Source organism: Pseudomonas sp. IT-232MI5 (genome assembly GCF_949767845.1).
Classification (GTDB): Bacteria; Pseudomonadota; Gammaproteobacteria; order Pseudomonadales; family Pseudomonadaceae; genus Aquipseudomonas.
The window spans coordinates 557,179-574,069 of sequence record NZ_CATKQE010000011.1 but is presented as its reverse complement, the minus strand read 5'-3'; the positions used below and the strand labels follow the sequence as shown (position 1 = coordinate 574,069).

Below are 16,891 nucleotides of genomic sequence, written 5' to 3'. Positions count from 1 at the left end.
CATGTTTGAAAAAATCGCACTGCGCACCGCTAAAACACTCTATGCACTGGCCATCGGCGCCGGTGTGATCTGGCTGGCGTGGCTGTGCCTGATGCATTTGCCGTGGTGGGCGGCGATCGCGGCGTTCTGCTTGGGGTTGCCGTTGCTGGCCCTGGCGGCCGCCCCTGTTGCGGCGGGCGGGGCCTTGCTGGCGGGGCTGGCGGTGGGCGCGGTGACGCTGATCAGCTACGCGATGGCTCGGCGAGTTCGAGCCGGCGGTTGATTTCGCGCTGGCAGACGTCAACCCATCGCCAGTAATCGACCATGTCGAGCCGTTCGATTTCAGACGGCGGCAATCTCAGGACTAACAGCAGCGCCTCGTCCCAGGACTGGAGCAAGGTTTCGGCCGGCCGCCATTTCCCGCAACACCTCGGTGGCGAGGGTTGAGTCGGCGATGTCGAACTCGCCCAGGTCTTCCAGCGTAATGCCCAGCAGCTTGGCGACCAGTTGGTCTTCCATGGCGCCTTCGTCTTTGGTCACCGCCTGGGCGGCGCTTATGTCTTTGCGTTTGAGGCGCTTGATGGGCAGCGTTGCCAGTCGCTCGCCGCTGGCGCTGGTGAAGGGGAATTTGAGGGTGAAGGTGTGTGCGTCGTCCATGTCATTGCTCCGGGTTCATCAGTGGTCTTCAGTGGAAGCCTGATGTTGGAGCAGCATTGAGCGACTGGCTTTTAATCGGATTTAAAGAGCCGGCGACGGTCGGAGAAATTGCCTATGATCATGCAGCCAATGCACAAGTCTGTAGACCTAAAGGAGCAGGTAGGATGAGTACTAGTAACAAAGAACAGTTTGATCTGATGATTCGCAGGATTCTCGGCGACCTCATAGCTGCGTGCCCCGCGGCTGTGGCAATCACGGCAGAAGCGTACGAACTCCCAAAGGGTGAACATGTTAGCGATGGCAACGGGATCTACGCCAGTACGTATTACCGTGAATCGCCGGAAGAAAAACTGCTTACCGATACATTAAAGTGGCTCCGCGAAGAAGGTTTTATCCGTATAGACAACTCTTATGGTTTCGTTGCGACGATGCAGGCGCTGAAGCTCGCCAGCGCGGTTCCCAAGGTAATCTCCGGCTGAAAAAAGGCAGTCGGCTGTTTATGCTGACTGCCTTATCTCACTGCCTTTCGAGCTATAACGCGCCGATTTTTTCTATTCGTTCCTACGGAACAACGTTATCCAACGCTTGGTTCACCGCCAACTCCCCCAACATAACGACCTGCGCAATGCCTAACAGCGCATTGCGGTTCGACCCCTCCAGCGTCCCCGCAAAATTCCCGAGCATGACCGTGGCCGAGGCCAGGGATTCGCAAGCATTGACCAGCAAGGACTCGGTATCGGATTGCGGGTTGACCATGAACAGGTTGTTGGGGATGTAGGGCGTGGCCATGATTTGCGCGGGCACGAGGTAATGGTCGAGCGCACGTTCGGCCGCTTCGTGGAGCTTTTTGGAATTGAATGATTCATAAGGCGACGCCGGATCTGTGACCGGCGGCTTGGGTGGTGTCTTGGACATCAGCTTTAACTCCGTGTAAACGCTGCTTGAGGTTTGAGAACAGACCTGACGCCTGTTCATTTCGATCGTTGATGGCTTGCGTGCCAGTCAGGGGAACGTCCCCTGACCGGCTGACTTGCCACTAGCTCGGTAAGCGTCGGGCATCCAGTACCCGGTTGACGATGAGCTCACTGAGCATGATCACCTGCTGCAGAATCAGCATCGATCGGCGCTGAGGGGTGTCGACGGCGCCGCCGATGTCACGGGCCATGTCACTGGCGGCCGCTAACGTTTCGCTGGCTTCGACAAGCAGCGTTTCTTCATCCACGGTGGGGTCGATGAGGAAGATTCTGCCGGTCTTGCGTGTAGGAATTGAGGTCTTTAGCGCATCGGGGTTGAGATAGAAGTTGATGGCGCGGTTAGTCGCCTCTTTTATCTTCTGAGGTTCAAGCGCTGGATCGTACGGGATTGGACCGGAATCGGTTTCCGGTGGGTTTGGCGTAACTTTGAACATAGATGAAATCTCGTATCGAAATTGATAAGAGCCATCACCCTCGCTACCAAACGATGGGTGGCGGCCATGCGCAGGTTGGTAGACCGGTCGATACGCAACCCGGCGCTCACGAATGAGCCCCACGCATGTCCACCATATAAAGCTCAGCTGTGAAAAGAGGCTGAATAAGGTGGCGCCATACGGCGGTACCGAAGCGGGCTACCAAACCCGATCACTGTTTTGCAGTGACAGGGAAACGATATAGCCCATTCCATAGCCGTGTAAGCCGGCGGATTCTGAAGCACCCGTAGGCAACGGCGCAAGGTGCTGTAGCCTTTATGGCGTAACAGTTGGTGTAATTTAAACGCGATCGTTTGGTCGTGTTTAAACACGGCGGATCGTAAGAATCTTCTGTAGTTATTTGGCGGTTTAAAGCGAGCATGGCGCTGGATTGGATACCGCTGCACGGCACCCATCCTGTCTAGGAAAGGCAGTGGATGACTTAGACGGGCGCGTTTTTTTTGCACGGGCGCTAGCATTGGGCGTTCACCCAAAACAGACTGTTGGTAGGTAGGTAATTAATGCGGTCGAGGTTGGGGCCTTCCCTTTAAGGCAAAGGGAGACAGCTGTGCGAGGCGCCAAAAATGTGTCCTTTCAAAGCACGTTTAGCGCCTTCGCACAGCCACCATAAACGTGACCGGTTTGCAAAAAAAGATGCCGACTGTACGCCTGCGATTGAGTCGCGGATTTTGCAATGCCGGAGTGACCAAGGGGGCCGGCGTACAGTCGTCATCAAAGCTCAGGGAGTGAGCAACCGGTCCTGTCCATAGAGACACTTGCGTGCTACGGGTTGCTCTGCCTGGTCACTGTGGGCGGTGACGGGAGACAAGATACCGGTGGGCTGACAGATGCGCTGCCGGGGGATTCTGTGTTGGTTGTAGGCAATGGCGTCGAGGGTTGTAGTTCTGGATTGGTGCCCAATCTATGCAGTGGAATAGCTAAACGCAGTGCAAAAAAAAGCACCCGGTTAGGGTGCTTTTTTTCGGAATTGGCGGGGGAAGTCTGCTCTTACCGATCTACTATTCAGTGAAACATTCCATCCTCTCTCAGTGGTCCGCCGTCATTAACCCCCAGAGACTTGACGCCGTTGCACTTGCATTTCAGGTTTACTTTCGTCTTCATTTTTTGCTCCTTTTCTCGGAAGAACCTTGAATTGAAAACTCGATCTTCAAAACAGAGAAGATGAGGATGAAAACTAGCAGACCACCTGAGAGGTCTACGAATGGCCCACCTGCAAGCAGTAGAGCTGGTAAATCGTTGAGTGGGTGAAGAATACTCGACTGCGTGAAAAATGCCAATAGCACCAATGTCTCACTCCCGTTGACCACTAGGCCTTGCCTAAAGCACAACATTTTCCGATGATGAGCGCGCTGGGAACCATCGCAATTTTAAAGCGTGCGCCGAGATTGCCGGGTGAGTACACCGAATTAATCCTCTCGAACTCAGAGTTAGATGCAAACGCGGTGCTTATCCACTTGGTAGCGATTTTACATGTGTGTACAAGCTTCTTGTGAGTGGCCAAGCGGCTCTCAAAATTATCAGAATTGCCATTCCTCAAGTTCACACTATAACTATATTCGGTATTAGCGCATGAAGCAAAGAAGTAGCCCGAGGGACGCTGTCGGCTCAGAGTTATTACATGATACTCACTCGAGCAAGCTGGATGTTTGGTTGGCGCGACTTAGTCATATATCTCAGTTCGGCCTTTTTGCTCTCACGATCGGGGCGCTTTATTTCACGGTAATACCTCTTTATAAAACTGCGGCATTAGAAGAGAACATTGCACGTCGCGAGTCGGAACTCAATGCTACGAATACTAAGCTCGAGGCTGCAACGATTGAGCTTGCAAAGGTCAGGTTTGAGATTTACGAACGCACGAGAGTTGAGGTCATAAGAGAGATTGTTTCTTCTGCGCCTCAATGTGCAGGACTTATGGAGCCACCGAACTCCTTTGGTGTGAGGACAAAAGATCACTATGAGAAGAATCTATTAAAACATGATGCCGGCAGATGTTTGTGGTCTTCATTTGATGGTAGTCGCGCTAAAGAAAAACTTTCTCCCGTTGATTTTGCATATCTAAAACGCGAGATCGAGACTAAGACTGGCGAATTAGAATGCATGCAAAATCAGGCATTACTTGATATTAGATCCGTTCCGGAGCGCGCCGCAACCGACCCATCATCTATAATTGCAGATGCGGCCGCAGTGGATGATGCGGAAAAACTGAATAGATTGATGCCGCCAGGCTTTTTTAATGAGAAATTTAAGCTGCAGAACGCAATAGAAAGTGTGCGCAGTGAGATTTATTTTACCTTTTCTAACGCTGTGGTTAACGAATTTCTTAAGCTGAAGGGTTTAGACTGGCCTGATGATAAATAGCGAGTGCCGGGAGGCACTCGATAAACTTCGAAATTTCGATACTTTGTGAGTGAATTACCTTAATCATTGCCGTATTCCGGCTCGTACTCCATTTCTCGCTCACTTTCATGAGTGTAATCTTCGGCGAGATTTGCCTCCTGTAACGCATCCTCGCCCTCAAGATGAAGTTGGCAGGTAGGGCAATAGAACTCCATCGGGGCATAGTACTCATTAACCGTCTCGTAACCGGAACCGTAGTCTCGTTCAATCACCTCTTCATCTTCTCGGTCGCCGCCCAGGAACCCCGTGCATGTACATGCGGGACAGGTTTCTTCCCAATGATGATCTAGGGCGTAACGAAAACTGTCCAAGTAATAGATACTGTTAAAATTCCGTGAAGCAATCTGAAGCTGTTCAATCTCCTTCTTGGTATGATCTTTTAAGAATGTCATTTTCGTATCGGAAATTCTTTGCCGAGTTGCTTGGGTATTGATATCTCGAAGATGCCGCAGCAACTCCATGGGAGCGCGTGATTCGGATCCAACCCACGCTTCTAGATCAAGAGCCATCGAAATCAGAATAAGCTGAGCCGCGCTCCAAAATTCACCTTCCCATGCTTCTAACGGCATCCCGGAAAATGCCGCTTGCCCGGAGTGAAGTTCCGCATTTCGACGCGCTGATATACGCTTGCAAGCCTCAGCATTGGGGGTGCCGAAATTTGGCACCGTGTGCTTAAGTCGAGCGAAAACAACGTTGGCGTCAACTGTTCTGACTACTGTATTGGTGTTGAATCCGCAGGCTTCAAGCAAGCTATTCGGGTTGACAGCCTCGACGACTAGACTGGGATGGATTTTCGCAAGTGATGCCTTGGCTAGAAGTTCCAAAGCCAATGCGGCCCACATTTGGAAAACTTCGTGGTCAGCGCTGTCTTTAGCTTCAAGAGCACGCTGGGCGAAAACTCGAGACTTCGCAAAAAGCGCATCTGCAGATAGAGCAACAGGTTCGTGTTTATTAGGCGTTGATATCGATGGTTTGCCCATCTTTCCCATGTCGTTCATCATCACTCCATTACTGTTGCGCGAAGAAGATGTCGGGTGATGTCTTGCTCGGCATTAACACGTCGATGCAGGCATCGCCAATTGTCGATTATTACGATTAACCCTCGCTCCCAAGAAATTTTGGCCGACACAATTGCATCGCCTTCGTCCTCTACCTCTTCCAGTAGACGCAGCGCAGATGAATCTAGAGGTGACATACAGCCTGGATCAAACCGGTAATACGACTGTAGTGGGCATGCGGGTGTTGCGTAGAAACTTTGTGCGCCATTGGATACTTTAAAATTTGCTATTCGAGCCTTGGCGCTATTTAAAGCAATGCTTTGACGACCATCCCAAATACCAGTTGAGGCTACATTTGGTGAAGCTTGCGCGCAGGCCAAAACCAAATATCGAGGCGGAACAGACCAATGTGCGCCATCAGTGTGCCAAGGGAAGGCGCCCTTGCCGTGCGACGCACTCAGGGATTTTGGATTGGCATCGTTGGCACTGATGGGGCGAAGATGATCTACGAGACAGCCCCCTCTGCGACTGGCACGAGGTGAGCCGAGTTGTTGTGCTAAGCCGACAACTGCGTCTTCAAGGTACTCCACTGTTGGGGCAAGGGTTTCGATCGCTGCCCATCCATTTGCAATCAGACTCGGCTTTAGTCTCGCAATCTGCTCATGCATTTGTAACCTTCCCTGCATCCCTTGATATGACCGACTGTGGATCAATATGGAAACCAAACGCTAGTCGAGTTTAGATGCTGTAGCCGATTCCGCTCACTTATTTTTCAGTGGATTTTGTTTAGCCATCTGCTGACACGCCACATAGAAAAGCATGAGCCTATTTGACTCTCCTGTCTGGTTCGGGGACATCCAAGATACGTGGGCTTTGAATGCTGAAATCAGGCACAAAAAATCAATCGCTGCGATGGATTTGTAAAAATTTATAGGTTTTCCATAGTCATCGTCAGCGTATGCACCGTGCAGAATGCCGTGTCGATTCGTCATATCAGGGTGCGGATATCTTTCAGAACCGACGTACATATTCTGGTAGGTAAAATCCTCGAATGAATCCATCATCGAGACCAGTTCGCCCACATCTCCTTTACTATTCTGAATCGCGTCATGTTTGCAGTCTTCCGCTAGCGCCTTAAATCCGGGTCGAATGTGTCCGAACGTTAGCCCCCGATCTGCCGCTATCCGCTTCGCCGCCCCCTCAATCACTGGGATTAGCCCACCCACGGCGACATGATCAAGCCCCATAAAGTGAGCCTGAACTGCTTCAGAAATGATTACTTTGTAGTCACTGACAAACGGAGTAATCGGATACCGTTCCGTCACCATGGCTGCCAAATTCGCTGGGGAGTATGCAACTGCTAGTACTTCTTCCAAGTCATCCTGCGTAAAAAGCCCCTCTTTTTTTCGAATTTCCGCACAAACTGAACTCAAAAAACCCAAAGTAATGTAAGGAGGAATGAACCATCCAACATCACGGAGCGTAGTTCGAAGATGTTCCAACGTTCCCTGCATATTATTCTCATCCTTTGCCAGCGAAATTTTCACAACGCTTCTGCTAACTGGTTCCTATCATCGACCAGCCTAGCTTGTCCCTATGCTTTACGCCTGCCCAATATTTCTGCGATACCTCGCCAACTGATCCTCACCCCCCACCCGAAAAATATTCGCCAAATAATCCAGCAACACCACCTCCTCACCATTGATCATCTGCCGCACATACGTCGCCGAAAACGGCGTCTCGTACTTGGTCGGATCCCGCGGCTTATGCGTGCCCAACTGGTACTCCTTCCCGGTGATGGTCATGGTCGTCACCAGCGGCACCTCATTCACCAGCCCGCCGTTGTTGAACACCTGCACGTTGGACCGGCACTGCAACTGCACGCTCTTGAACGGCGTCACCAGCTTCCTGGCGGCCCCGACGTACAAGCTGTTCCAAGTGATTTTCCCTTCCAGTTTGTCGATGCCATCCGGCAACTCAATCAGCCCGACCATGCCCAGCCCTTGAAAGTCGCTCATGACGGTTTTGATGGTGCCTAAATCGATCTCTTCACACTTGCCAAAGAAGCTGGCGCCGTCGAGGTAGAGGTTGGCGTTGGAGATGCGGTGTGCGCTGAAGCCTGCCATTTATACGGTCCCCAGGTTGACGAGGTAGTCGCCGGTGATTTCGGTTTCGAAGGTGCCGCGTTCGAACGGTAGCGGTACGGTGAGTTTGTAGTTGAACAGTGCGTGGCCCTGTTCGAGTTCGGTGCTGGGGTTGCGCGCCGGGTCGTACCAGCATTCGCCGCCAACCAGGGCGCCGTCGCCGATGAGTTTGCGTAGGAACAGGTTGACGCTTTCGGTGAGGCTGGTGATGAGCGCGGTGGTGATGGGTTGGTCAACGAATTGCAGGGCGCTGTAGCGGATGGATTCGTCGATGACGTCTTTGGTGCGGCGTACGTTTTCGAAGTTGCGCATGTGGGTGACGCTGGGCCATGCGGCGGTGCGGTTGCCCCACAGGCGCAGGCCGGTGCCGTAGGCGTTGAAGACGGTGGTGATGCCGTTTTCGTTGAGCAAATTAACTTCGCTGTGGGGGTCGTCGATGCGTGCGGTTAATGGGCGTTCGAGGCCGATGACGCCGAGCAGTGGCTGGTTGGAGCTGCTCCACCAGTAGCCGTGGTCGTTGTCGATTTTGGCGCGCAGGCCGGCGGCGCGGATGGACAGCGGTTGCAGGCGTTCGCCGTTGCTGGCGGCGTCGTAGACGCGCACGTGGGGGTAGCACAGGCGCACGCGATCGCTGCTGGTGTTGAAGTTGATGTCGCCGGCCGCGCCGCGCCCCGCTAGTACTTGTTGGACGGTGGCGCCGATGGGGGCGTCTATGTAGGCGACGCCGCCGACTTGGCTGGCGGCGACGGTCAGTTCTGCGGTGACGGGTTTTAGGGTGCTGAAGCCTGGGGCGATGAAGAGTTTGGGGAAGAAGCCCAAATGGTTGTAGCTGTCTTGAAAGGCTTTGAGGCCGGTGCGTCGGCCGGCTTGGTTGAGGCTGCCGATGATGTCGGCGGCGGTGACTTTGGCGGGGTCGGTGTAGGTGTAGTCGATTTTGATGGGGGCGTTGGTGGGGATGGTGCCGGTGGCGAGTCGGGTGATTTGGCCGGTCGCCAAGGACGCGATGTAGTCGGTGCCCAGCTGGTAGGCGTCGGTGCCTTCGGCGGGCATCAGTTGTAGCTGTTGCAGTGCGGTGTGTTCGAGTTGCAGTGGGTTGTTGTCGGCGAACTGTTTGCGGCCGGTGACGGTGCTGTGGTGGATGGCCGGGTCGAGGACGTTGACGACGAGTACGGTGCCGGCGCCGAAGTCATAAATGCCTTGCAGGGCTTCGGGGATGCTGTGGCCCAGGGTGTGTGGGCCGAACTGGGCGGCGTGGGTGTCGTTGAGGCACAGGGTGAGTTCGTTGATGGGGCCGGTGGGCGCGGTGCCGACCAGGGCGATGACGGCGGATTTGACGACGCGGATGGGACGCGGGCCGCGCTCGATTTCGGTGGTTTCGATGCCGTGCAGGTAGTTGGCGGGCATGGGTTATTCGTCCTTGGCGGGTGGTTGTGGCTTGGGCGTTTTGACGACCGGTCTTGTGTGGGTTGGCAGCGGTTGCAGGTGGTTGAGGGCGAGCAGGACGCGGGTGTAGTCGTGGTCGGCGGGCAGTTCGACGGGCTCGCCGGGGTGCAGTTGCACGTCGAGCGATGGCTGGGTGTTGTCGAGGCGCAGCGAGACGCCGCTGGGTGGGCCGTTGTAGCGATAGCGCGTGAGGGTCATGGGGTTTGCTCGAATTCTGGGTGTTTGAGTAAGGGGCCGAACTGGTCGGGGGCGGCTTGCAGTTGGGTGGCGCGGGTGGCGTAGTCCTGGGCGTATTGCCAGACGCCGTTGCTGTGGCCAATGAAGTGTTCTGAGAGTGGTCGGCAGGCTTGGTCGGTGTGTGGCGGGCACCACCCGGTGAGGCTGGCGCGCAGTTGGTCGAGGTGGCTGATGACGCCGTCGGTGCCGTTGAGTTGGCGAAAGATGAGGGTCAGGCGCAGGACGATCTGGCGGGCCTGGACGGTGGCGTCGAGGCTTTCGGTGTGGCCGAAGGTGGATTTGCCGTAGGCCAGCAGCACGGCGCCGCGGGGGTGGTTGAGGCGGTATTGCTGGGGGTTTTCGGGGAAGCGTTCGACGATGAGTTGCTGGCCGAAGTCGGTTTGCAACCGCTCAAGCATGGCGTCCATGAGTTGTTCGGTCTGGGTGTTGGGCGCTGGGTTCATGGGTAGCCCTCCCAGACCTGTGCGGTGAATTGTTGAGGGCGTGCGCGCACGCGGATTTCACCGGGCTCGGGCATGGCGTGACCGCTGGGCAGGCCGAGGGTGATGACGCCGTCGCGGATGCTTTCGAGCAGTTTGAGGGTGTCTTTGCGGGCGCTGATGACGGCGTCGGGCAAGGCGCCTTCGGGGCGGCGTTGGTAGAGCCAGTGCCGCGCGAGGTAGAGCACGGCGTCGCGCAGGACGGTGGGCACGGGATCGAGTGGCAGTTGGTAGCGGCCGCGCAGGTAGCCGTCGACGAGTTCTTCGGCCTGGCGGACGCTGTTGGCGATGACGTTTTCGTCGGGCTGCCGGGCTGCCGGGTCGTCGTTGGAGAGCTGGGTCAGTGTGATCAGCGGCATGGCGTTGCCGAGGTCGGCGCGGGTGCAGTAGCGCATGGTCAGCCGGCCTTGAGTTCGACGAGGGCTTCGGGGAATAAGCACAGGGCCAAGGGGTTGGCTTGGGCTTCGAGGTCCCAGCCTTTGCCCATCTTGCGCGGCTCGGCTTTGCTGTAGTACGGCTGGCCGAGGGTGTTGACGGTTTCGTTGTAGTTGGCCGGGGCGTTGAACAGGCGGAAGACGCCACGGGCGACGGGAAAGACCTGGGCGACGTCGGCGGGGATGAAGCGTTGGCCGCTGACGGTGACGTCGTATTCGATGAATTGGATGCCGCCGAAGGTGAAGCCGTTGCGCAGGTCGCCGCCGATGCGGTCTTGGGCTTCTTGGTAGTGGGCGAAGGCTTCTTTGACTTTGGCGTGGTCGGTGAAGGCGTCGAACCAGTCGGGCCCGCAGAAGGATCGGAAGCCGGTGACCATGACGCCGCCGAGTTTGGATTCTGCGTGGCGCTTGGCGTCGAGGCAGGCTTTGCGCACGTTGGTACTGGGGCTGCCGAGGGCGACGATGACGCTTTTTTGTTGGACGTCGAATTCGTCGAACAGGTCGAAGAGCAGCGAGCCGTCGGCGTCGAGCAGTTGGCCGCGCAAGGCGCCGACGCGCTGGAATTCGCGGGTGGTTTCGATGCTGTTTTTGAGGTCTTGCAGGTGGTCGTTGATGACGGTGGCGATGGGCGCGGTGGCGCTCTCTTGGCCGAAGGCGGCGATGCCTTGCAACTGGCTGGGCAGGATGGGCCGGCTGATGGGCAGGTGCAGGGTTTCGAAGGTGCGGCGTTTGCGTTTGTTGCCTTTGACGGGGGCCGGGTCGTCATTGCGTGAGGTGTTGGGCACGAGGACGAGGCGGCCTTCGCGTTCGTCGATGATGACGCTGGTGCTGGTGACGCCTTTTTCGTCGAACAGGCCCATGGCGCCGACTTTGCCGGGGATGGCCGGGAGTTTGTTGACGGCGGCGGTGAGGTTGGCGACGGTGAAGAGGTCTTGCAGGTTCATGGGGTGGCTCCGTTAGAGGGTGGCGCGGGCGACGATGCCTTGGGCGTTGAGGTCGTCGAGGGCGGCGGCTTTTTGCGGCTCGGTGATGCCGGGCGGCCAGACGAGTTCGGGCAATGCGAGCACGGCGCCGCGGGCGATGACGACGGCGGGTGTGTCGCCAGCAGTGGCGTCGATGTGTTCGGCGAGGACGGCGACGGCTTTGTTGGCTGGGTCCGCGCCGGCTGGGTCGAGGGCCTGGTATTTGCCGGCGACGTTGGCGAGGACTTGGCCGAGGGCGTAGTCGCTGCCGCCCAGCAGCGTGATGCGGTCTTTGGTCCAGCCTGGGCTGACTTGTAGGAGCAGGATGTCGCCGAGGTCTTTGGGTTGGTTGAAGGTGGCCATGGTTAGCCCTGCCTTTTCGTGCGAGCTTCGGCGTCGGCGAGCAAGGGGTTGGTGGTTGGATTAGGTGTGTTGTTGGCGCGATGTTGGGTGGCGATTTCGGTGAAGCTGATGGCGCCGGTGAGGTCTTTGAAGAGAGTTTTGAGGCCTTCGGTTAAGGGTTGGCGCTGGTCGCCTTCGCCAAATTGCAACGGTGTTGCTCCGGATTGGGCGGCGTTGAGGGCGGCGATGACGACGGGTGCGTGCAGCGGCTTCATGCCGGCGGCGACGAGTTGTTCGGCGTAGGCAACGCTGGTGCTGTTGATGGCTTGTTGGGCGGCGGCGCGGGCGGCGTGGTCGCGTTGGGCGAGTTCGGTTTTGAGGCGCTGGTTTTCGGCCTGGAGGGTGTCGGTGTCGGGCACCTTGGCTGGGGGCGTTTGGGGGCTGGGTTGTGGCGGCGGCGCTGCGGGGGCGCTTTCGCTGAAGTGGATGACGCCGGCTTCGGCTTCGGCCAGTTCGATGGGGCGCAGGCCTTTGACGGCGGGCGGTTGGGCGCCGAGGAAGCCGACGTGGCGCAGGTAGTAGACGCCAGGCACGGGGTTGTTGGGCGCGGTTGGGTGGTAGAAGGAGGCGGAGATTTTTTTGTAGCGGCCGGCGGCGAGTTGTTCGGCGAAGTTGGGGTCGATTTGTTGGGGGGTGGCGATGAGGCCTTCGGCGGTGGCGCTGAGGGTTTGGACCCAGCCGGCTGCGGGGCTGTTGTGTTGGGGGTGGCCGATGACTAGCGGGGCTTCGTGGAGGGTTGGGTTGTAGGCGGCTACGGTGGCGGTTAGGTCGGATTGCGTGAAGTTTAGGGTGGTGCCGCAGGAGGCGGTGTGGAGGCCGGGTTTGAAGATGTGGAGGGGGTTCATGATTTAGCGCTGCGTTGGGGAGATTCGCAGAGCTTGGGCTTGAAGGTCGGTTTGGGCTTTTAATCGGATTTAAAAGGGTGTACTACGGGGATTGCTGATGATGTGGCGGAAACTACGTACGCGTATGGCGGCCTGCTTGTTTATAAAGCATTTACCGCTGATGCCCCGCGCAACCTTGAGCGGTTGCGGGGAGCGCGGTGTCCTGTGCCTGCTAGGCCTGTTGTGTATGGCCTTCGTTCCCATGTTTCAGGCGCCGGTTTAGGGCTTCGAAACATCCAAAACGAAAACATCGATCAGCCCAGCTAGTTCTGGTGGTAGCGTCTGCTGAATACTCTCTTTCAGTTCTTGGGCAGTATTTATAATCGTATTTTTGAGGCCTGCGACCTTTTCACCAGGGCCGAACCAGATCGCAAGATAAATGCCCTGCTGTTCTGCATCTGGGTGGATGGAGTAGCGATCATAGAGTTGCGCGGATGCGGCCGTGTATAGGTCCTTGTGCCACTGCCCTTTTACTTCTGTCACAAGCAGCCTTCTCTTGCCACCTATCAACTTGGTCGCAGTGAAATCGCTGCGGTTCGCACTTTTCAGTTGATGCTCAGGTGTAATCGAAATGCCCTGCGGCTCAAGTCTAATATTGAGACGCTCTGCAATGATTAAAGTCGCGGGCACCTCACCAAGTCGATCACCTTTCTCGTAAAAACGACTTGCGGAGTCGAATTCTCCACCATCTATGGCTTTCTGAAAGTCTTGGAGCTCTTGGAGGACGAGTTGACGAAGTCCTTCAACGTTTACCACCATATTTCGATCAAGCCGATTGACGATTTCCTCGGGGAGCGGAGGTGCGAAATCTCTCAGGGCATTTTGCCTGACTTTACCAGCACGTATACTCTTAAGGTCGTTGTACATATCCGTAAATCGAGAGTCAGCAAGCAACCGGTCAATGATAAGAACCGCATCTCTGGATTCATCAGAATGTATTGACCCAACTAAATCAGTCAAAAAGCGGTAGGCGTGTTCTTCTATGGGGCTATCTGTCCCCCAGTGATCGGGCAGGTCTACTTTAGGCCATTTATCGATGAAGGCATCTAGAACCGCCTCAACTTTACCAGCCGTGAGTTTTGGCCAATAAGAATGCTCGCCGTAGTTGAACCTTCCAGAGCGATTACTAAGCGGGAACACTGAGTTTTTATCAGATCGGAGCCAGTTCCAGTAGACGGCAGGTGTAGGGTCTAGAAAGTAAAAAGCTCGGACGAACCAAAAAATACGTTTGTGCTCGAGGTTTTCGTCTCCTGTAGGATTGGGCCAGGCGGACATGAAATCATCACAACGGCCTAAAATAATCCTTTGCAATTCATCACGATCACCGACCTCAGCAGCAATCTCAAAAAGCGTATCTAACGGTCCGAGTTGCAGTTCAGGAAAATTTCTAAGCCATTCCGTCGAGAGCGATGCACGTAAATCGCTGAAAGCAGCGTCCCCTCGCAGTAACCAGACGTCTGGATCAGCAAAGTTGGATTGTTTTAATTGCGGCTCAATATATTGCCTGAGAAAGCTCTCGCTTTCTGCTTTATTAATAAATAGTAACCGATCAATCTCTTTTTTTAGTGCGTCTCGATCTTTTTGAGAGACCCCGCTGTAGCCCATGTCAACATTCGTCCTAAGCGCCTTCAGTAGCCGAGTATCAATACTCTTCAAGCTGCCATCTGCGCGCATGATCTCTAAGCAGGCCGCGAACAGGACCATTTCTGCATGTAATGTTTCTCCGGCACACTTTAATTCCGAGAGTTTGGCTAGGTCTGGTATTGATGATTTAATGAAATTAATGCAGTTTTTGAGTGCATTTCGAACAAGTGCCTCGTCGCCAGTACTATGCTCGATTTCGTCTGGATCCATAAGTACCAACTCAGAAAAATGGATGAGGCTATTCCAATGACGTCCACTTTCAATTAATTCTCGGTTATCCTGTAAAAACTGGAGATTGGCTAGGCGGATATTGGTTTGTTGTAGCTGGCGACGCTTGATTCCTCGAGTGCGCCTGTATCGAGGCATTTTATTACGCTGTACTAAATTCGCGTATGCCTTATTAGACTTGGCCCACTCACGCATGAAAGGAGCCTTCTCCAATGCCTGCTCACGCATGCTTCGCCTGAATGGGTTTGCCCCCTTCTCGGTCTTACTTTGATAGCGATGATGCACAGCGATAAAGTTAACCCATAACGTTGGGTTGTTTGATTCGAAAGCTAAATCCACTAAAAACTTGCGGTCATGAAATTGTAATTGCAATCCGGAATGGGAGTGGACCTCAAATTTTTCTATTCTCGTTCTGAATATTTCTTCGCTATCAGTGAGCCTTCCAAAGGCATGAGTTAGAATTCTATGACGCAAATCTTCGTCATTCCTGAGCACCTCTACTGCCTTGCCATAGCTCGCTGGCTGGTCATGAAAGTTTAGGTTCTCGAGCCATTTCCATATGCGCTCAGAATCAAAGGGTGCAGTTGATATCTCAAAATAACGATCTAGAATAAGGCCAATTATTTTACTGATGCTCACTCGGCAATCGCACAAGTAATATTCTTTGCCGCACCTGCAGGAAAGATTGCTGGATAAATCATCCAGCAACCACTGAAGCGAGTCTGGTTCTAAATTCTCAATGAAGCGTTTTAGAAAATATCGACTACCTATTGGCCGCTCAAAAGGTTTGTGTTTGGCGGGATATAGTTTTGAACACGTGCGAAAAAAATCTGCCAAGTACGCTGATGCAAATTTTTCCGGGCCCAGATATTTTATAATTTCTACAGCAATTTTCAGTGAAGTATGACTGGCTTCAGAAATAAGAAATGCTAAATCAGCTTGATGGTCATGACTCTCGAGATCAAGCAGACATCTACTTGCTAACAAGCGAGTGGGTTCGGTCTCATCGGTGTTCAAAACGAGTTGACGCAGCTCTGTTGTCAAATGCGCAATGGCTGGTGAACCCGTTAGAAGTTCAAGAACCAGATCACGCAAATGTCCGTCACTTCCGCTTGCAAGCAGCGGTTTGATTTCATCCATGACATCTTGAGTGAAAAAACCCGCAGCACTGAATCTGCGCCAGGAATCTCCTCGCCGGAAGTAGGGGTCTTTCGCCTCTACGTCTTTCAAACGCTCTATAAGCAGCCGTTTTGAGAGGGGTTCAAGTTGAGAAGGATCGCCGTTCGCTAGCACTGCATACGGATCAAGCTCAATTGCCGCTTCCTGAATAGATTTATTGCCGAGTGCCGCCATCCACCCCAGCAGCCCCCGGAGTTCGTCCCGTACAGTGGCGTTTGGAGCGATTATGGGTAGGCATTTATGGATCGTTAGATGGTCTGTCGGGTCAGCTATTCGCTTGACTAGATAGTCTGCAGCACAATATTCGGCAACGATCTTGTGAACCGGTCGATGCTGATCCGCGCTTTCTCCGGGCTTGAAAAGCCGAGTTGCGAGGATTCCTTCAGCTGCTGTAGTTCTTTCAAATAGTGACGCCAATAGAGGATAGATTCGGTCTGCTGTCGCTTCGCTCATTCCTATGCCCTCTGCACCTGAAAGCAAAAGCTTGGCGAACACCTCAGACGATAGGTCGACCTTTTGTGCGATCGGAAGGGTATGGCTCGTCTTTGCCACGGTGGCATTAGCTTCCTTTGCTAGGCGCTCGACCGCTTGGGAAAAAATGCTTCGTTTATCTGTGAAATGTCTGCCGCTTTCGATGTAAGCGTCTGCGAACATCTTTAAGAACTGGGGGTTGGGCAGTAGTGCTCCTAAATCAAATCGAGCGACTTCTGCCTGGAACGTTGCAAAATTTTCACCTTGAACATGGTGATGGAAAATTTCCCGCTGTTCTTCTTCTTCGAACTCGACCAGTTTGATCACGAGCGGTGAGCATCCGAAATACTCTTCGAATGCGCTGGTGGCTGCCGTTCCCCATTCGCTGGATCGACTCGAGATGATCACATGCGTTGGCTTTGCTTTACTCGCGTTAGCCAGGAGGTCATGAATACCGCTTTGATCGATTTTGGCCAACTCGTCAAACGCATCGATCACGAGCGGAGAGTTCTCAATATCTGTGCCCACACGCTTGAATCTATTCGCGGTAACAGTAGAAGCTCCCAGTTGTCGGGCCAAACTACCCATAAGCTCAGTTTTGCCGCCGCCGGGCTCAGCCAAGACAACGATGTAATTTGAGGCGGCTAAGAGCTCCTTTTCTGTGTAGGTGCTGTCTTTGTTCGAAAGTCTGCGCGGAAGGTAAATTGTTGAACTCATAGGGAAAATTCAAATGCCTTGTCATGTCCGCACCAGATTTTTGGTGCTGTATTATTCAAGCTACGCCGTTCCACTAGCTTTTTCAGGTGAAGATCGTACGCCATTTTAAATGTAGCTTCTCGTACTAATTAGTGGCTGATAAGAAAAGGCTTGACTGTAACGGCTGCG

Annotated in this window: 18 protein-coding genes; 3 read left to right on the top strand and 15 right to left on the bottom strand. The window is 54.3% G+C overall.

Annotated features, from left to right (window positions below; translation table 11 throughout):
* The first annotated feature begins 1 nt into the window (after nucleotide 1).
* A complete protein-coding gene (locus tag ACM6JQ_RS11515) occupies nucleotides 2-262 on the top strand; it encodes a hypothetical protein (protein ID WP_414893826.1) in 261 nt (86 codons plus the stop codon).
* A gap of 59 nt (nucleotides 263-321) precedes the next feature.
* Here the strand turns inward: ACM6JQ_RS11515 and ACM6JQ_RS11510 are convergent, their stop codons facing one another.
* A complete protein-coding gene (locus tag ACM6JQ_RS11510) occupies nucleotides 322-636 on the bottom strand; it encodes a phage tail assembly protein (RefSeq protein WP_414893825.1) in 315 nt (104 codons plus the stop codon).
* 56 nt (nucleotides 637-692) lie between these two features.
* On the opposite strand from ACM6JQ_RS11510, the gene ACM6JQ_RS11505 reads away from it, so the two are divergent.
* Nucleotides 693-1,115 carry a hypothetical protein gene (locus tag ACM6JQ_RS11505; RefSeq protein WP_414893824.1) on the top strand — a complete coding sequence of 141 codons (423 nt, stop codon included), beginning with the start codon at nucleotides 693-695 and terminating at the stop codon, nucleotides 1,113-1,115.
* Nucleotides 1,116-1,197: 82 nt separating this feature from the next.
* Here the strand turns inward: ACM6JQ_RS11505 and ACM6JQ_RS11500 are convergent, their stop codons facing one another.
* Together ACM6JQ_RS11500 and ACM6JQ_RS11495 are read right to left on the bottom strand one after the other, a co-directional pair.
* Complete coding sequence (locus ACM6JQ_RS11500) at nucleotides 1,198-1,551, bottom strand: DUF6124 family protein (protein ID WP_414893823.1); 354 nt, start codon at nucleotides 1,549-1,551, stop codon at nucleotides 1,198-1,200.
* A 121-nt stretch (nucleotides 1,552-1,672) separates the two neighbouring features.
* Nucleotides 1,673-2,044 carry a DUF6124 family protein gene (locus ACM6JQ_RS11495; protein ID WP_016987152.1) on the bottom strand — a complete coding sequence of 124 codons (372 nt, stop codon included), beginning with the start codon at nucleotides 2,042-2,044 and terminating at the stop codon, nucleotides 1,673-1,675.
* Between the two features lie 1,629 nt (nucleotides 2,045-3,673).
* Here ACM6JQ_RS11495 and ACM6JQ_RS11490 point away from each other — a divergent pair.
* Complete coding sequence (locus ACM6JQ_RS11490) at nucleotides 3,674-4,462, top strand: hypothetical protein (protein WP_414893822.1); 789 nt, start codon at nucleotides 3,674-3,676, stop codon at nucleotides 4,460-4,462.
* Nucleotides 4,463-4,521: 59 nt separating this feature from the next.
* Here ACM6JQ_RS11490 and ACM6JQ_RS11485 read toward each other — a convergent pair whose 3' ends face one another.
* From ACM6JQ_RS11485 to ACM6JQ_RS11430, 12 genes are all read right to left on the bottom strand, one after another.
* The gene (locus tag ACM6JQ_RS11485; RefSeq protein ID WP_414893821.1) at nucleotides 4,522-5,499 is read right to left on the bottom strand and encodes a hypothetical protein; all 978 of its coding nucleotides are present in this window, start codon (nucleotides 5,497-5,499) and stop codon (nucleotides 4,522-4,524) included.
* 2 nt (nucleotides 5,500-5,501) lie between these two features.
* Nucleotides 5,502-6,167, bottom strand: a complete 666-nt coding sequence (locus ACM6JQ_RS11480) for a TauD/TfdA family dioxygenase (RefSeq protein ID WP_414893820.1) — start codon at nucleotides 6,165-6,167, stop codon at nucleotides 5,502-5,504.
* Nucleotides 6,168-6,260: 93 nt separating this feature from the next.
* Entirely contained in the window at nucleotides 6,261-7,046 is a 786-nt protein-coding gene (locus tag ACM6JQ_RS11475) for a hypothetical protein (protein WP_414893819.1), read from the bottom strand.
* A 54-nt stretch (nucleotides 7,047-7,100) separates the two neighbouring features.
* Nucleotides 7,101-7,625 (bottom strand): phage major tail tube protein, encoded by a 525-nt coding sequence (locus tag ACM6JQ_RS11470; protein WP_414893818.1) that lies wholly within the window; start codon nucleotides 7,623-7,625, stop codon nucleotides 7,101-7,103.
* The gene (locus tag ACM6JQ_RS11465) at nucleotides 7,626-9,047 is read right to left on the bottom strand and encodes a phage tail sheath subtilisin-like domain-containing protein (RefSeq protein WP_414893817.1); all 1,422 of its coding nucleotides are present in this window, start codon (nucleotides 9,045-9,047) and stop codon (nucleotides 7,626-7,628) included.
* 3 nt (nucleotides 9,048-9,050) lie between these two features.
* Nucleotides 9,051-9,284 (bottom strand): hypothetical protein, encoded by a 234-nt coding sequence (locus tag ACM6JQ_RS11460; protein WP_414893816.1) that lies wholly within the window; start codon nucleotides 9,282-9,284, stop codon nucleotides 9,051-9,053.
* Complete coding sequence (locus tag ACM6JQ_RS11455) at nucleotides 9,281-9,766, bottom strand: Gp37 family protein (RefSeq protein ID WP_414893815.1); 486 nt, start codon at nucleotides 9,764-9,766, stop codon at nucleotides 9,281-9,283. The genes ACM6JQ_RS11460 and ACM6JQ_RS11455 overlap by 4 nt, the downstream gene beginning before the upstream one ends.
* Nucleotides 9,763-10,197, bottom strand: a complete 435-nt coding sequence (locus tag ACM6JQ_RS11450) for a gp436 family protein (protein WP_414893814.1) — start codon at nucleotides 10,195-10,197, stop codon at nucleotides 9,763-9,765. The genes ACM6JQ_RS11455 and ACM6JQ_RS11450 overlap by 4 nt, the downstream gene beginning before the upstream one ends.
* 2 nt (nucleotides 10,198-10,199) lie before the next feature.
* Nucleotides 10,200-11,180 (bottom strand): major capsid protein, encoded by a 981-nt coding sequence (locus ACM6JQ_RS11445; RefSeq protein WP_414893813.1) that lies wholly within the window; start codon nucleotides 11,178-11,180, stop codon nucleotides 10,200-10,202.
* Nucleotides 11,181-11,192: 12 nt separating this feature from the next.
* On the bottom strand, nucleotides 11,193-11,561 hold the full coding sequence (locus ACM6JQ_RS11440; protein ID WP_414893812.1) for a head decoration protein: 369 nt from the start codon (nucleotides 11,559-11,561) through the stop codon (nucleotides 11,193-11,195).
* A 2-nt stretch (nucleotides 11,562-11,563) separates the two neighbouring features.
* Nucleotides 11,564-12,445: a phage protease gene (locus ACM6JQ_RS11435; RefSeq protein WP_414893811.1), complete on the bottom strand. Its 882-nt coding sequence runs from the start codon at nucleotides 12,443-12,445 to the stop codon at nucleotides 11,564-11,566.
* 258 nt (nucleotides 12,446-12,703) lie between these two features.
* The gene (locus ACM6JQ_RS11430; RefSeq protein ID WP_414893810.1) at nucleotides 12,704-16,723 is read right to left on the bottom strand and encodes a hypothetical protein; all 4,020 of its coding nucleotides are present in this window, start codon (nucleotides 16,721-16,723) and stop codon (nucleotides 12,704-12,706) included.
* Nucleotides 16,724-16,891 lie beyond the last annotated feature (168 nt).

Bases quoted from the DNA above. Each gene is read 5' to 3' on its own strand.
- ACM6JQ_RS11480 (WP_414893820.1), bottom strand. From the start codon at position 6,167: ATGCATGAGCAGATTGCGAGACTAAAGCCGAGTCTGATTGCAAATGGA.
- ACM6JQ_RS11440 (WP_414893812.1), bottom strand. From the start codon at position 11,561: ATGGCCACCTTCAACCAACCCAAAGACCTCGGCGACATCCTGCTCCTA.
- ACM6JQ_RS11485 (WP_414893821.1), bottom strand. From the start codon at position 5,499: ATGAACGACATGGGAAAGATGGGCAAACCATCGATATCAACGCCTAAT.
- ACM6JQ_RS11515 (WP_414893826.1), top strand. From the start codon at position 2: ATGTTTGAAAAAATCGCACTGCGCACCGCTAAAACACTCTATGCACTG.
- ACM6JQ_RS11470 (WP_414893818.1), bottom strand. From the start codon at position 7,625: ATGGCAGGCTTCAGCGCACACCGCATCTCCAACGCCAACCTCTACCTC.
- ACM6JQ_RS11445 (WP_414893813.1), bottom strand. From the start codon at position 11,180: ATGAACCTGCAAGACCTCTTCACCGTCGCCAACCTCACCGCCGCCGTC.
- ACM6JQ_RS11495 (WP_016987152.1), bottom strand. From the start codon at position 2,044: ATGTTCAAAGTTACGCCAAACCCACCGGAAACCGATTCCGGTCCAATC.
- ACM6JQ_RS11510 (WP_414893825.1), bottom strand. From the start codon at position 636: ATGGACGACGCACACACCTTCACCCTCAAATTCCCCTTCACCAGCGCC.
- ACM6JQ_RS11450 (WP_414893814.1), bottom strand. From the start codon at position 10,197: ATGCGCTACTGCACCCGCGCCGACCTCGGCAACGCCATGCCGCTGATC.
- ACM6JQ_RS11430 (WP_414893810.1), bottom strand. From the start codon at position 16,723: ATGAGTTCAACAATTTACCTTCCGCGCAGACTTTCGAACAAAGACAGC.
- ACM6JQ_RS11490 (WP_414893822.1), top strand. From the start codon at position 3,674: ATGAAGCAAAGAAGTAGCCCGAGGGACGCTGTCGGCTCAGAGTTATTA.
- ACM6JQ_RS11460 (WP_414893816.1), bottom strand. From the start codon at position 9,284: ATGACCCTCACGCGCTATCGCTACAACGGCCCACCCAGCGGCGTCTCG.
- ACM6JQ_RS11465 (WP_414893817.1), bottom strand. From the start codon at position 9,047: ATGCCCGCCAACTACCTGCACGGCATCGAAACCACCGAAATCGAGCGC.
- ACM6JQ_RS11455 (WP_414893815.1), bottom strand. From the start codon at position 9,766: ATGAACCCAGCGCCCAACACCCAGACCGAACAACTCATGGACGCCATG.
- ACM6JQ_RS11435 (WP_414893811.1), bottom strand. From the start codon at position 12,445: ATGAACCCCCTCCACATCTTCAAACCCGGCCTCCACACCGCCTCCTGC.
- ACM6JQ_RS11500 (WP_414893823.1), bottom strand. From the start codon at position 1,551: ATGTCCAAGACACCACCCAAGCCGCCGGTCACAGATCCGGCGTCGCCT.